Source organism: Nostoc sp. EspVER01, from assembly GCF_034530635.1.
Taxonomy (GTDB): domain Bacteria; phylum Cyanobacteriota; class Cyanobacteriia; order Cyanobacteriales; family Nostocaceae; genus Nostoc.
In genome coordinates this window covers 141,987-155,599 of sequence record NZ_JAVRCS010000008.1, presented here as the reverse complement: position 1 = coordinate 155,599, position 13,613 = coordinate 141,987, and the positions used below count along the sequence as shown (strand labels likewise).

12 protein-coding genes and 1 tRNA gene are annotated in these 13,613 nt (G+C 43.0%); 4 read left to right on the top strand and 9 right to left on the bottom strand.

All coding sequences use genetic code 11. From position 1 onward, the window contains the following. Positions 1–23: 23 nt before the first annotated feature. From RMX69_RS09710 to RMX69_RS09695, 4 genes are all read right to left on the bottom strand, one after another. Positions 24–179: a DUF3285 domain-containing protein gene (locus RMX69_RS09710; RefSeq protein WP_094350437.1), complete on the bottom strand. Its 156-nt coding sequence runs from the start codon at positions 177–179 to the stop codon at positions 24–26. Between the two features lie 130 nt (positions 180–309). Next, a protein-coding gene (prfB, locus tag RMX69_RS09705; RefSeq protein WP_292816109.1) for a peptide chain release factor 2 occupies positions 310–1,432 on the bottom strand; the annotation gives its coding sequence in 2 pieces (ribosomal slippage) (positions 310–1,359 and positions 1,361–1,432; 1,122 coding nt in all). A gap of 125 nt (positions 1,433–1,557) precedes the next feature. Beyond that, positions 1,558–1,827, bottom strand: coding sequence for a hypothetical protein (locus tag RMX69_RS09700; RefSeq protein ID WP_289800142.1), 270 nt, complete (start codon positions 1,825–1,827; stop codon positions 1,558–1,560). 127 nt (positions 1,828–1,954) lie between these two features. After that, positions 1,955–2,683 carry a Bax inhibitor-1 family protein gene (locus RMX69_RS09695; protein ID WP_289795451.1) on the bottom strand — a complete coding sequence of 243 codons (729 nt, stop codon included), beginning with the start codon at positions 2,681–2,683 and terminating at the stop codon, positions 1,955–1,957. A gap of 533 nt (positions 2,684–3,216) precedes the next feature. Here RMX69_RS09695 and RMX69_RS09690 point away from each other — a divergent pair. After that, a complete protein-coding gene (locus tag RMX69_RS09690) occupies positions 3,217–4,002 on the top strand; it encodes an RNA polymerase sigma factor SigF (protein ID WP_069069688.1) in 786 nt (261 codons plus the stop codon). Between the two features lie 61 nt (positions 4,003–4,063). Here RMX69_RS09690 and bchD read toward each other — a convergent pair whose 3' ends face one another. After that, positions 4,064–6,097, bottom strand: a complete 2,034-nt coding sequence (gene bchD, locus RMX69_RS09685) for a magnesium chelatase ATPase subunit D (protein WP_322637303.1) — start codon at positions 6,095–6,097, stop codon at positions 4,064–4,066. Between the two features lie 91 nt (positions 6,098–6,188). Between bchD and RMX69_RS09680 the strand changes: the two genes are divergently transcribed. The 3 genes from RMX69_RS09680 to rnc all read left to right on the top strand — a co-directional run bounded on the left by RMX69_RS09680 (position 6,189) and on the right by rnc (position 8,755). Next, positions 6,189–6,776 carry a Uma2 family endonuclease gene (locus RMX69_RS09680; protein WP_322637302.1) on the top strand — a complete coding sequence of 196 codons (588 nt, stop codon included), beginning with the start codon at positions 6,189–6,191 and terminating at the stop codon, positions 6,774–6,776. Between the two features lie 43 nt (positions 6,777–6,819). After that, positions 6,820–7,428 (top strand): hypothetical protein, encoded by a 609-nt coding sequence (locus RMX69_RS09675; protein WP_322637301.1) that lies wholly within the window; start codon positions 6,820–6,822, stop codon positions 7,426–7,428. A gap of 139 nt (positions 7,429–7,567) precedes the next feature. Continuing rightward, a complete protein-coding gene (rnc, locus tag RMX69_RS09670) occupies positions 7,568–8,755 on the top strand; it encodes a ribonuclease III (protein WP_322637300.1) in 1,188 nt (395 codons plus the stop codon). A gap of 149 nt (positions 8,756–8,904) precedes the next feature. On the opposite strand, the gene ftsH2 is transcribed toward rnc, so the two are convergent. From ftsH2 to RMX69_RS09650, 4 genes are all read right to left on the bottom strand, one after another. Beyond that, on the bottom strand, positions 8,905–10,791 hold the full coding sequence (gene ftsH2, locus RMX69_RS09665; protein WP_322637299.1) for an ATP-dependent zinc metalloprotease FtsH2: 1,887 nt from the start codon (positions 10,789–10,791) through the stop codon (positions 8,905–8,907). A 406-nt stretch (positions 10,792–11,197) separates the two neighbouring features. Further along, positions 11,198–11,692: a hypothetical protein gene (locus RMX69_RS09660; protein WP_289795444.1), complete on the bottom strand. Its 495-nt coding sequence runs from the start codon at positions 11,690–11,692 to the stop codon at positions 11,198–11,200. A 223-nt stretch (positions 11,693–11,915) separates the two neighbouring features. Further along, positions 11,916–13,361 (bottom strand): glutamate--tRNA ligase, encoded by a 1,446-nt coding sequence (gene gltX, locus RMX69_RS09655; protein WP_322637298.1) that lies wholly within the window; start codon positions 13,359–13,361, stop codon positions 11,916–11,918. Between the two features lie 134 nt (positions 13,362–13,495). Continuing rightward, positions 13,496–13,569 (bottom strand) — tRNA-Asp (locus tag RMX69_RS09650). Positions 13,570–13,613: the final 44 nt, after the last annotated feature.

Here is a 13,613-nt window from a genome sequence, read left to right as displayed (position 1 = left end):
TGTCTGAGGTTTACAATTTGTCGTTAATGAGTGAGGTAAGCAAGACCAACAAGTAGAGCTAAAAGCCCTACAGCAGTCAATCCAAAATGCTTTAGGGAAGTTCCACCCTTCCGCACCATGTTTCGCATGGCGAGTTTGACGTAGCTAGGTTGAGGTTCTGTTGAAGGTGAGTTGCTCATAGTTATTTGTCTACCGACTCTTTTATAACTGTAACAGTTGGTCTGGGATAGAATTGCGATCGCCAATATATTGCTAAGGCGTTTCTCAGTGAAACGCCTTAGTAATCGCGGTCTTATGCAACTAGTACCTCTATGCCAGAGTGTTTTCTACTAGTTTATTTTCTTGGCGCAGATAAGCTTGGATGAATGTATCAAGTTCGCCATTCATCACATCACCAATCGCCGTTGTTTCCGTGTTTGTACGTAAATCTTTCACCATTTGATAAGGGTGAAACACATAGTTACGGATTTGGTTTCCCCAGGAGGCTTCCACCATATCGCCACGAATTTCGGCAATTTCTTGGGCACGTTGCTCTTTAGCTATGACCAACAGTTTTGCTTTGAGGCGATTTAGAGCTTTTTCTTTATTTTGCAGCTGCGATCGCTCTTCTGTACAGCGCACAGCAAGACCCGTGGGAAGGTGAACAATCCGCACCGCAGTTTCTACTTTGTTGACATTCTGCCCGCCTTTACCACCTGAGCGAGTTGTGGTGATTTCCAAATCCTTGTCTGGAATATCCAATTGCACAGAGTTATCAATCTGCGGCATTACTTCCACCCCTGCAAAACTGGTTTGGCGCTTACCGTTGGCATTAAAAGGTGAAATCCGCACTAAGCGATGTGTACCCATTTCTGAACGCAAGTAACCATAAGCATAGCGACCAGTAATTTCTAGGGTTGCCGATTTAATTCCGGCTTCATCACCCTCCGACTCTTCAGCTAAAGTTACCTTATAGCCGTGAGCTTCGCCCCAACGGGTATACATCCGCATCAGCATAAATGCCCAGTCTTGAGCATCTGTGCCACCAGCACCAGCACTAATCGTCAGTACAGCACCCTCTGCATCATAGGGACCAGAAAGTAACTGTTGTAACTCCCACTGGTCAAGGTCACGATTCAGCTTAGTGATAGTAGATTCTGCTTCTTGGAGTAGTGCCTCATCAGTTTCTAACTCCAACAACTCAACAACTGCCTTAGTATCTTCTAAATTGGCGTGCCAGCGATCGTATTGCTGAAGATGGGCTTTGAGATCGTTGAGTTCTTGTAGCGTTTGTTGGGCTTGGGTTTGCTCATTCCAAAATTCTGGTTGAGCAGATATTTTTTCGAGGTCTTGAATTTTGGCTGTCAGTGCAGGTACGTCAAAGATAGTCCTGGGTTTTACCCAGGCGGCCAGACAACGTTTCGATTTCGCGTTTGAGTTCTAGGACATCCATAATGCTTGCTTAATGAGAGATAGAGCGCTTTGGATTAAAAAATTGCTCTTTATTCTACTGATATTTCTTGATTTTAGCTGTAGTTGGGCAGGTTTTTTCAGCACTACTTGTATAAGTTACAAAATTTACTTGAAATTATCAAGCGCTTCTTTATTCGCTGAAGTAGTTTGATTTAACTGTTGCAGATAGGCTTTGATGAATAAATCAATCTTACCGTCTAATACCTCTGTCGCAGCAAGTGTTTCTACATTGGTACGTAAATCTTTCACCTTGGTGTAAGGATGCAAGATGTATTCCCGGATGAGTTTGTTGGATAGGGATTTTATCTGTCGGGGTTGAATTTCGTCAAGCTGGACACCTTGGGCTAGTGCGTAGGCGTAGCCAGCCGTAGGCATCGCAAACAATTTACTCTTGAGAATAGATAAGGCTTTCTCTTTGTGATGAAAAAAACCGTGGTTGCTAAAAATTTAACCACGGTTTTTACTTTATAAAACTTTATCTTTTGTTAGTGTCTACAGACACTTAATCGCGGCCATTAATCGCAATTAGTAACCGCAAGATAAAGACGAACAAGTTGATGTAAGTAAGGTACATTGACAAAGCAGCAGGCAGATATTGATCATCGCTGTAAGTGCGGGGCAAGATGTAGAAATCGACAACAGAAACCCCAACAAATAGGAATACTCCTAAACCGGAGATGGCGATTTCTAACCAATTTGGCGTGTAAACACCAAACATAGCAAATCCGAATTGGGCAAGGCACACAACAAGCAAGGCAATTACACCAAGATTGATGGTTTTCGTCAAAGCCATCCCATCTTGTTCAGAAAGATTTGAACCTATTTGACGGGCAGCAATAAAGGTGACACCACAACCAAGGGCAGCCAACCCAATGCCTTGAATGCCAACACCTTGGGATCTCAAGGCGACAAATACCAAGCCACTGAGAGTATATCCAGATAAGAGGCTGTAGGTTGCCAACAGGGGTAGTGCAAGACCCTTATTACCTTTTTGGGCAATATTTTGGGCAACAAAGAACAAAATTAACTCCAAAATCACTGCACCAATGAAGGTGGGAAAGAATATTTCGGGGTTAGTACGGATAACTCCCAAACCACCGTAGGTTCCTAATGCCGTTAGCACCAATCCACCACCGACGTAGGGGAGGGCGTTGGCAATCACGTTTGGGCCAACGAGGGCGTGAGATTTAGCCTCACGGATAGCTTCACGAAAATTACTGGTATTGCTCATATTGAAAAACTGTTTTTTAGGAAAACGTTCTGCTTATTCCTATTCTTACCAATCTTTGCGGTTAACGGACAAGGATTTAATATCGTTGCCAAATCTGAAGGGCGGCTTTGTTGTTGAAAATTAGAGTCGTCATTTTTTGAGGATTTTACAGCCTCTTTAGTACTGATAGCATACTCTTTACCCTTGATTGCAACCTATTTTGCGATTAATTCAGTACCGATTCATGTTGCTCTCAGTATGACAGATGGCTATTAGGTCAGTTATGCATTGTTCAGCATAAATAGCTAGTTTTCGTTGCAAAAGCTAAAGATTATGTGCCATTCAAGAGTTATGTAAAAAACAAAAATAACCTGCAACAGAGGGGTTCGCAAAATCATGCGTACAAATACTGAATTGTGGAGTTAGACCCCTAACAAGTTCAGTGAAACGACGATGGCTTATTCTTCCCTGACTCAGCAAAATAATAACAGCTTAGAAGAAAATATACGCAACTCCATTTTCTCAGCAATAGGAGTTACAACAAGGGAATGTATATGGCAACAAGTGAGTCCTCTTTACGAACTGATGGTATAGAATTATTGCACTTGTACCACCAGAATCCTTCTATTAAACTTCGTAATAAACTTGTACAGTTACATACTGGCTTAGTACGGAAGATGGCTCATAAATTCAGCCATCAATGTAATGAACCTTATGAAGATTTAGAACAAATTGGGTATTTTGGTTTGATTAGGGCTATTGAGCGTTTCGACCCTAGCCAAGGATATGCTTTTAGTTCCTTTGCAGTGCCATATATTCGCGGTGAGATGCTGCACTTTTTGCGCGATCGCAGTACTCTATTAAAAATTCCCCGTCGTTGGCAAGAATTATACAATGAAGGGCAAAAGATTCGCAAGGACTTGGCAATGTCTTTAGGTCGTCAGCCCAAGGATGCTGAAATTGCCAGCCAACTCCGGGTATCTGTGCAAGAATGGCAAGAAACCAAATTAGCGGCTCAAAACCGGATGCCTTTGAGTTTAGATGCAACCGCAGTTAACTATGTTGATTGCCAAATAACCTTGGGTGAAGCACTTCCTTGTCCTCGTTCTCATGTGCTTCTGCAACAAGAAGAAGAACGCCAACAACTCCAAGGTGCAATCAATATGTTGGAAGAAAAACCCCGCATGGCAGTTGAAATGGTATTCTTGAAGGAACTTTCTCGCAAGGATGCTGCTAAAAACATTGGTACTAGTCCAATGACTGTAACTCGCTATCTGCAAAAGGGAATTCAAGATTTGATTTGTTATTTGCAACCGCAGGTAATGCCCACTGGGTCTTGATGTCATTAGTCAATGGTCAGTGGTTGGTAGAAAAGCAACTGACAAATAACTAATAAACTAATTATCGAGATTTTAAATCAGCGATCGCACCTTTGGTCATAGCAGCAATAGCTTGATCTGTCGCTTTTGGCAAATGATAATATTTACCGCCTGCTGTTTGCGATAATTCCTTGGCAAAGCCTGTAGACACAAATTTACTTTCCGTATCAATTACTAATAGTTGCATCCCTAAAGCACGAATTCTAGCAGCAATTTCTAATAATTCTCCTTTGATATCTGGCTTTTCTCCTGGTTCTAGCTGTTCACCTAAAGAACGCGCTAAAGGAATATTACCCCGCCCATCGGTGATTGCGACAAGGACAACTTGCCCAATATCTCCACTCATCTGAGCATTTAAGCCGACGCGCACAGCTTGAGTTAAACCATGTGCTAAAGGCGAACCCCCACCACAGGGCAACCTTTCCAAACGGTTACGCGCCAAAGCAATAGAACGTGTTGGAGGTAATAATACCTCTGCCTGTTCTCCCCGGAAGGGAATTAATGCTATTTGGTCGCGGTTTTGATAAGCTTCAGTCAACAGTTGCATCACTGCACCTTTAGCCGATTGCATTCGATTCAAGGCCATTGAGCCAGAAGCATCTACCACAAATACTACCAACGCGCCGGCTTTGCGTACCAGGCGTTTCGAGCGAATATCAGGCTGTTCGACAATAACTTTTCTATCTGGTTGTCTTTCTCTTCGTGCTTTTTGATATGGAGCCGCAGCTCTCAAGGTAGCATCTACTGCAATGCGTCGCGCTTTCCCTTTGGGTAACATTGGCTTAATATAGCGTCCCCTGTCATCGGAAAAGATGATACTGCGACTACCAGATTTACCTTGCCGCTTCGCTGTTTGAGTAAAGTAAAGCACGCTGTCATCAAGAATTACCCCTTCTGGATCAAAGATAAACTCTTCCGGGATATCGGGGGGTTCTTGTTCTTGATTTTCTTCTTGTTCTTCTTGTTCTTCTTGTTCCTCTTCTGATTCGTCCTGGGGTTCTTCTTGATTCTGTTGCGGCGGCGGTGGAGGGGGTGGCGGTGCTTGATCTGGTGGTGGTGTCTGCACAACTGTGGCGCGTGGTACAATTACCAATTCCACTGCACGGCGCAAATCTTCGGCATTAACTGTTGTTCGTCCCTCTAAAGCTGCGGCGGCTTTGGCAACCCGCGTGGCGAATAACTCGGCGCGATGTCCTTGAACTCCGCCACGAATGGCTTCATCCACTAAGTAGGCAATTTGTTCGTGGGTGATGATTACTTCTTTCAACCATTCCCGCGCCAAGATGATTTGGGTTTTGAGGGAGTCTAAATCTTCGTTGTACTGTTGGAGAAAGTCTTGGGGAGATTTAGAATAAGCGATCGCAACTTCTACTGCTTCTACTCTTTGATCTAAGCCGAGTACACCGTCAGCAGAGAGTGCGATCGCAATTCTATCTAGCAAATGCTCCCGTAATCCGCCTTCTTCTGGATTGTAGGTGGCAATGAATAGGGATTTACACGGATGCTGAAAACTAATCCCTTCCCGTTCGATCTGGTTGCGTCCCTCAGATAATACTGTTAAAAGCTGATTTGATATTTGGTCATCTAATAAATTAATTTCATCTACGTACAGTACACCCCGGTTAGCTGTAGCGAGTAAACCGGGCTGAAAAATCGTATCACCTTGTTTTACAGACTTTTCCACATCCACTGAACCTAGGAGTCGGTCTTCTGTGATACCTAGAGGAATTTGCAAAAAAGGCGCAGGGATGATTTCGACGGGAACATCTTGAATATTTTTATCTGCGTACTCCGCCAATAATTGATCGTCCCATTCTTCTGGATGGTTGGGGTCACAATTGCTGATTGAACCTTTGACAACTTCAATGGGCGGTAGTAGAGCGTGGATAGCACGAGCCATTACAGATTTTGCCGTACCGCGACGACCTGCGATCGCCACTCCTCCCAAACCAGGATCAACTGCGGCTAACAGCAAGGCTAATTTAATTGCTTCTTGACCGACTACGGCTGTCAAGGGAAAAGCAGTGATGGTGGGATTGATAGTAGGCGCAGGCATTGTTTGCTTTTATAGCGAGTCTCGGCCTTTAGCATACCAATTTCTGACACATTTAGAATAGGGATTATGGCAATGAGAGAAAGGTAAGGTTATGAGTATTGCTCAGACTAAACGCTTCACACTAGATGAATACCACAGGCTTGGAGAATTGGGCTTTTTCCATGAAGATGACCATATTGAATTAATTAATGGGGAAATTATTGAAATGGCATCCAAAGGTACAGCCCATGAAACTTGTTTAAGAAATTTGTGGAAGCAACTCCCAAAAATTGTAGGAGATAGGGCAACTTTGCAATCTCAAGCCCCGATTACCTTACCACCTAAGAGCGAACCTGAACCGGATTTTGCGATTGTTCAAAACCGAGATGATAATTATCTCTCCTCTCACCCTAAACCGACTGATGTGTTATTGGTGATGGAAGTTTCAGATTCTTCTTTAGCTTATGACCAAGATGTGAAAATCCCTCTCTATGCTCAAGCAGGTATTACTGATTATTGGATATTCAATTTATTCGATAATTATTTGGAAGCTTACAGTAAACCATATCAGGATAATCAAGGTAGATATGGTTATTCAAATAAGCGAATTTTCCTGTCAGATGAGATAATAACTTTTCCCTGCTTCCCTGATTTATCTCTTGATTTAGCTAAGGTTTTTCCGCCAAAACGGAATTTTTAAACTTTGTTATAGGATTCAGTCATAAGACAAAGGAGTAAGTTTTATGGCTTATAGTGATTTTAAACTTATTGAAGTTATTGATTCTTTTGGGTTAGTTATCCACGAATCATCTGGACTATTCGCAAATGTGCAGGAGCAAGACTGTAGCGATTTATTATCTACTCTTCTTAGGGAAAATGTTGATTTAGCAGTAGCGATAAGTTCAGAAAAAGCTCGAATTGAAATGATAATCAGTCCAATTTTATTAGAAATTAGACGCAAATTTAATTATGAAATAAGCTTTTTTTCGGGAGTTGATTTTACTGTTGATAGTCAACGAGGATTAAACGGTTTTTGTGATTTTATTTTAAGTCTTTCTTCGGAGCAGTTGCTTGTGCGTAGTCCGGTAATTATGTTAGTAGAAAGTAAAAATGAAAATTTGAGGTTTGCTTTAGCCCAATGTATTGCCGAAATGGTAGCTGCTCAGTTATTTAACGAAAGAGGTGGAAATCAAATAAAAGCTGTATATGGTGCTGTTACTATCGGCACTATCTGGCAATTTCTCAAGCTTGAAGGTAATATAGTTTCGATTGACTTGAGTGAATATTATATTAAGGATATTAAGAAAATTTTAGGTATTTTGTATGGTGCGATCGCACAAAGTAAACCATAATTTATTATTAGATCGAATATTATTTACACGGCTGTTTCATTCTTCTGAAAACTCCAAAACCTGAATAATACAGGTACACGAAGTAAGTCCGCCTTTGCGGAACAAATACAAAAAATCATTTTTAATATCAAATACCTCAATGGCTATTAGTAATCGCAACCGAATCGAGAATGCTCTAATTTCTTTAAATCAGGGTCTATATCTATATTTTGAACAGGAAATGCGAAAAGTTTATGGTGAGCGCTGGCTGAAAATAGCGACATCTAGCCTATCCGATAACCAAAGTTTAAAGCGCAATCCAGAAGACATTCTACGTGATGATATTTCTGAGTTACTAAAAGTAATAATTGGACAGTGGAATCAGGTTTTTAAAAGAAAACTGGGTCATGGTGAACGTGCCTTAATTAGCGAACTCATTGAAGTTCGTAACAAATGGGCGCATGAAATGAATGGAAAGCGTTTCTCTACTGATGATACCTATCGCGCACTTGATAGTATTGTTCGACTTCTCAAAGCTATTTCAGCATCAGAAGCAGAGATAGTAGAAAAGCACAAGCAAGAAGTTCTGCGAATGCTTTCTCCAAAGCAAGCTGAAGAAGCACGCATAAGAGAAAACTTAGATGAACTCCTAAAACAATTGCCCTTTCAAGATGCATCTCTCTTGCTCCGCGCACTCACTCATACATCCTATATGCATGAAAACCCTAATTCAGGTGAAGATAATGAACGACTGGAGTTTTTGGGTGATGCCTTACTAAATTTCCTGAGTGGCGAGTATCTATATCGTCGTTATCCAGACACAAAAGAGGGCGATTTAACACCTTTACGTTCTCGGTTAGTAGATAAACCACAATTAGCAAAGTTTGCTGTTAGTTTAGACTTGGGTCGATGGATGCGGCTAGGTAGGGGTGCAGCAAAAGATGGAGGACGAACACAATCTAGCTTGCTCAGTAACACTTTTGAAGCTATTATTGGTGCTTATTTTCTAGATTCTGGAGTTGATTCAGTCCGAGATTTTGTGGAACCATTGTTTGATTCAGCAATAGTTGAAAACTCACCTGTTCCTCAAAAATCTGATAGCAACTCCAAGAATTTTGTAGACTCCAAAAATCGCTTTCAAGAATGGGTGCAACGCAGCGTTACTCCAACTCCTCCCAAATATTTCACAGAACAAATAGGAGGTTCTCCTCACGCACCAGAATTTATTGCAAAAGTATTGGTAGATGGAAAAATTTACGGCGAAGGCAACGGACGTAATAAAAGAGATGCAGAAAAAGCTGCTGCTGAAGATGCACTAGCTAAGTTGAAAAAACAAGGTTTGTTATAGTTTATGGGTTCATAAATTTTGAGAATTTTAAAATTAGAAGCTTTCTAACACTGAAAAAACGCAAAAAAATGAGGGTGGAATATACCATCCTCATTTTACTTTTTGTTACTTTACTCATTCCCAGATAGTAGCCAGAAAAGAGTCAACTATTACAGTTGCGGTACATACTGTTGCTTCTCTGGTACTTCAGCATACTCAGCTACAATCTGGCGGAATTCTTCGCCGTCAATGGTTTCTTTTTCGATGAGCAAATCTACTAAGCGATCGGTGACAGTGCGATGGTCACGGATAATCTTCTTAGCATTGTCGTAGCACTGCTCAACAATTTCTCTAACTTGAGCATCAATGCGAGAAGCAATGGATTCGGAATACTCAGATCGGGTTGTCCAATCACGACCCAAGAATACTTCTCCCTGCTGGCTTTCTAAGGACAGTGGGCCTAAGTCGGACATCCCGAACCGAGTCACCATCTGCCGTGCCATTCCCGATAGTTGCTGCAAGTCTCCACCAGCGCCAGTTGTGACTTCCGCAGCCCCAAAAATCACCTCTTCAGCGGCGCGACCACCCAAAGCACCAGTAATTCTGGCTTTCAACTGAGAACGAGAAATTAATCCCTGTTCTTCGTTGGGTGTAAACCAAGTTAAACCCTGTGCTTGTCCACGTGGAATTAGGGTAACTTTCTGTACTGGGTCATGGTCTTTTAACAAAGTCCCCACTAAGGCGTGTCCAATTTCGTGGTAAGCAATTAAGCGCTTGCTCTTGCTATCTACCAATGGAGTACCTTCCATCCCTGCAACTACCCGATCCACCGCATCATCAATTTCGCGGAGGGTGATCGCTTCTTTGCGTCTTCTCGCAGTGAGAATTGCTGCTTCGTTGAGTAAGTTAGCTAAGTCAGCACCAGTGAATCCAGGAGTACGACGAGCGATCGCATCTAAGGATACGCTAGTGTCTAGTTTCTTGTTCCGCGCATGGACTTGCAAGATTTCCAAACGCCCTTTGATATCGGGTGCATCGACTGTTACTTGGCGGTCAAAGCGACCGGGACGCAATAAGGCTGAGTCTAGTACATCGGGACGGTTGGTGGCAGCAATAATAATGATGCCTGTGTTACCTTCAAACCCGTCCATTTCGGTGAGCAATTGGTTGAGGGTTTGCTCTCTCTCGTCGTTACCGCCACCGATACCAGCACCCCGTTGGCGTCCAACGGCGTCGATTTCATCGATGAAGATGATACAGGGGGCGTTGTCTTTAGCTTTCTTGAACAAATCGCGGACGCGGGATGCACCCACACCAACGAACATTTCCACAAATTCCGAACCGGAAATACTGAAGAAAGGTACGCCTGCTTCGCCTGCGATCGCTTTTGCTAGTAAAGTTTTACCAGTTCCAGGAGGCCCAACTAACAGCACTCCCTTGGGAATCCGTGCGCCTACAGCGGTAAATCTTTCTGGCTGCTTCAGGAAGGTGACAACTTCTTGCAATTCTTCCTTAGCTTCTTCAATCCCAGCTACATCATCAAATTTGACGCCGGTTTTCGCCTCCATTTGGAAACGCGCTTTCGATTTGCCGAAGTTCATTGCTTGACCTGGCCCGCCGGGAAGGTTGCTAGAACGCCGGAACAAAAAGAATAACCCAGTAATCAATAAAACTGGAAAGATGAGATTGCCCAACAATCCCCAAATTGCGCCATCATTCCGCATGGGGTGAGCATCAAAACTAATTGATTTTTCTTTGAGCTTGCTAATTAACTCAGGAGCGTTAATAGGCAAATCCACACGCCACCTTTGGACATGATTTTCCAGGTCTGGATCGCGGGCTTCTATAATTGCTGTCCTACCGCCTTCATACAGATCCACACTGCTGACGCGATCGCCATCCAAGTATTCTAGAAAGCGACCATAAGTCATGCGGGTATTAGCTGTATTCTTACTCATGTCGGCAGGAGCGCCTGCAAAGGCCCCTTGCCAGAAGAAAAAGCCAATTACCAAAGCTGGCAACGTCCAGAGTGCTACGACTTTCCAAGAGAATTTCATTTTAATTTGCCTCTAGATGCCTATACAACTCGTTAGCTCTAGTAACCGAATGTTCATCACTCTGTCACTTTAAGCTGTTAAACGGATGTTTATAAATCCATTTTGTTTAATTTGATCTCTTACATGCACTGTCATAAGGCAATTAGAGCATTATGGCGATGCCAACAAGAATCTTAATCAAAGTTAACTTAATTTTAATACAATATCGCACGAGAAAAGGGAGCGCAACGAGATGCAAAGACAGAGAGAATTTCTCCAGAATGCTCCTCATATCGTCCAAGCCGCTCTCAATAATGATTCTGGGGGAGTGAGCGAGATGAGGAAGAAGGGGAGAAGTTACAGTAAGTTTTTCTTTTCCCCCCTGCTCCTCTGCCCCTCCGCACCTCTGCTTCTTGTGCCCAATCCCCTACTTTACTTCTGTAATTTTTAGAGTGTAAGGAAGATACTTGCCCTTTTCGTAGGAACCAACCCAAATTTGGTAACTTCCAGGTAGCCATTCACCAACAATGCCAGCATTTTTGCCATCAAAGTCGTCATTGCACCAAGTACCACCGGGCCCTTTGATAATTATGGTGGTGTCTTCAGGACTTTGCACTTGCAACTTTAGGTAGTCAAATTTACTTGTTAACGCTAATGTGTGGTCTGGTGTTTCATCCACAAATCCGGTACAAGGGCCGGTGGCTGTTTCGCTTCTCCCACCTACTTGACTCCCAGATATTGAACCACCACTCATCCCGCGAACTGTCAGGGGGTCTGGCGAAAACTGAGGGCTAAGGGTGACATCTCCAAATATCGTTGGCGCTTCCTGAGCATCAACCGCAGCATTAACTGTCGATATGATGAAGAGCGTAACTATCATAAACGATAATCTCATCCCTCTATTGAGCGCTGTTGTCGGCATTGTAATTACGTTTGCTTCTAAGTGTTTTTGAAGACATTAATTTTACACACCAAGTTCCCAACATGAGGAGAATTGACTACCTATTTTAGATGTGAAATTGGGGATAATTCATTAGTAATTAGTCAATTATTTCTTGTTCCCATAGTTGCTTTACCTTATGGATAAGGGCACACGTTTGTGCGCCCCTAAAATCTGAAATATTTCTAAAATCTGGAAGTAATCGCTACTTAGCTTCCGTCATAGCCCGACTCAAGCGCGGTTTATCTAAACCAATCTGATTTAGTAGTAACCAAGATTGGATCAAGTCGGGGCCATGAACATCTCCAGTTAAAGCTGCTCGGAGCGATCGCATCACTAAGCCTTTTTTGACTTTTTGTTCTTTCACAACTTGTTTAATAATCTCCTGGGCGGCGGCTTCTGACAGTTGCGGCTGATTGTCTAAAGCTGTGACAATCGCTTCAAGAACAGCCGCCGAGCCTTCTTGCTTCAGTTGTGTACTGCTTTCCTCGCTAAATTCAACTCTGTCGCTAAAAAACAATTGGCCTTGAGCTACTCCATCTACCAAGCGAGTCAAACTCTGACTAATTAAAGTTACTAACTGTTCTAACCAGGGGCGATCGCGTCCACCATCAAATTTATAGCCAGCTGCTTCCCAAAAGGGGATGAGTAAATCTGTGAGTTTATCTACTGGCGTTTTGTGAATATATTGACTGTTCAACCAATCCAGCTTGTCCCAGTCAAATTTTGCACCTGCTTTATTTACACGCTCAAAGCCAAATTCTTTAGCAGCTGATTCTAAGGTAAATATTTCTTGCGTCGAGTCTGGTGGCGACCAACCCAGCAATGTCATGTAATTTACCAAACCTTCAGCAGTAAAGCCCATTTTCTGGAAGTCAGAAATGGAAGTGACGCCATCTCGCTTAGAAAGCTTGCGCCCTTCCATATTCAAAATTAATGGCGTATGGGAAAACTCTGGAATTGTTGCACCCATCGCTTCATACAACAGAATTTGTTTGGCTGTGTTGGCGATGTGGTCTTCTCCGCGGATAACGTGGGTGATTTGCATATCGATGTCATCCACTACAACGACAAAGTTGTATAAAGGTTGACCGCTACCCTCTTCTGAAGCGCGGGCAATGACCATATCACCACCTAAATCGCTACCTTGCCAAGACATCTTGCCTCTTACTAAGTCGTTCCAGACAATTTCCCGCCCATCTTCGATTTTGAAGCGAATCACAAAGGAGCGACCTTCGGCTTCAAAGGCGGCGCGTTGTTCTGAGGTGAGGTTGCGGTGACGGTTGTCATAGCGAGGTGCTTCGCCTCTGGCTTTTTGAGCTTCTCGGAGCGCCTCTAGTTCTTCGGAAGTAGTGTAGCAGCGATAGGCTAATCCTTGAGCTAGCAGTTTTTCTACTGCTTCTTTATAAAAATCCAGGCGTTGGGATTGGAAAAATGGCCCTTCATCCCAGTTCAGTCCTAGCCAGCGCAATCCTTCAAGAATATTGTCGGTGTATTCGGGACGCGATCGCTCTAAATCTGTATCTTCTATTCGCAGTATAAATTTACCGCCGTGGTGACGGGCAAATAACCAGTTGAATACAGCGGTTCTAGCTGTACCAATATGTAAATTTCCGGTTGGACTCGGCGCAATACGGACTCTAACAGTCACAGTTAATTCTCTCTTTCGCGAAGCATGATAAATGTAGCTTATATTTAAACTTTGAATTCTGAGTCAACCTCTTTGGGTAATTCAAAATCCAATATCACCTAAGTTAGGTGATTTGCTACTCATAATTTTTAGAACGGGACTGACGGGGCTCGAACCCGCAACTTCCGCCGTGACAGGGCGGTGCTCTAACCAATTGAACTACAGTCCCTTGTTTGGCAACTTTGCTATTATCACTATTTTTTCTTTACTTGT

Excerpts from the sequence above, each read along its gene's own strand:
- RMX69_RS09710 (WP_094350437.1), bottom strand. The coding sequence starts at position 179 with ATGAGCAACTCACCTTCAACAGAACCTCAACCTAGCTACGTCAAACTC.
- RMX69_RS09700 (WP_289800142.1), bottom strand. The coding sequence starts at position 1,827 with ATGCCTACGGCTGGCTACGCCTACGCACTAGCCCAAGGTGTCCAGCTT.
- RMX69_RS09695 (WP_289795451.1), bottom strand. The coding sequence starts at position 2,683 with ATGAGCAATACCAGTAATTTTCGTGAAGCTATCCGTGAGGCTAAATCT.
- RMX69_RS09690 (WP_069069688.1), top strand. The coding sequence starts at position 3,217 with ATGGCAACAAGTGAGTCCTCTTTACGAACTGATGGTATAGAATTATTG.
- bchD (WP_322637303.1), bottom strand. The coding sequence starts at position 6,097 with ATGCCTGCGCCTACTATCAATCCCACCATCACTGCTTTTCCCTTGACA.
- RMX69_RS09680 (WP_322637302.1), top strand. The coding sequence starts at position 6,189 with ATGAGTATTGCTCAGACTAAACGCTTCACACTAGATGAATACCACAGG.
- RMX69_RS09675 (WP_322637301.1), top strand. The coding sequence starts at position 6,820 with ATGGCTTATAGTGATTTTAAACTTATTGAAGTTATTGATTCTTTTGGG.
- rnc (WP_322637300.1), top strand. The coding sequence starts at position 7,568 with ATGGCTATTAGTAATCGCAACCGAATCGAGAATGCTCTAATTTCTTTA.
- ftsH2 (WP_322637299.1), bottom strand. The coding sequence starts at position 10,791 with ATGAAATTCTCTTGGAAAGTCGTAGCACTCTGGACGTTGCCAGCTTTG.
- RMX69_RS09660 (WP_289795444.1), bottom strand. The coding sequence starts at position 11,692 with ATGCCGACAACAGCGCTCAATAGAGGGATGAGATTATCGTTTATGATA.